General features: G+C 72.7%; 1 protein-coding gene. It reads left to right on the top strand.

Annotated elements, in window-relative coordinates:
* The coding region (locus AKL29_RS29140; RefSeq protein WP_160321803.1) for an NAD(P)(+) transhydrogenase (Re/Si-specific) subunit beta at positions 1–260 on the top strand (260 nt) is incomplete at both ends.

Raw genomic sequence — 260 nt, 5'->3', positions numbered from 1 at the left:
GTGCTGTTCATCCTGTCGCTGCGCGGCCTGTCGAGCCCGGCGTCGTCGCGCCAGGGCAACATGTTCGGCATGATCGGCATGGCGATCGCCGTCGGCACCACGCTGGCGAGCCATCCGCCGGCCGACGGCGTGGCCTGGCTGCTGGTGATCCTCGCGGTCGCGATCGGCGGCGGCATCGGCGCCGTGATCGCGCGCCGGGTGCCGATGACCTCGATGCCGGAGCTCGTCGCCGCGTTCCACTCGCTGGTCGGCATGGCCGC

It is taken from the genome of Bradyrhizobium pachyrhizi (assembly GCF_001189245.1).
Classification (GTDB): domain Bacteria; phylum Pseudomonadota; class Alphaproteobacteria; order Rhizobiales; family Xanthobacteraceae; genus Bradyrhizobium; species Bradyrhizobium pachyrhizi.
Note: the sequence above shows the minus strand (reverse complement) of the source record. Positions and strands in the feature narration are given on the sequence as shown.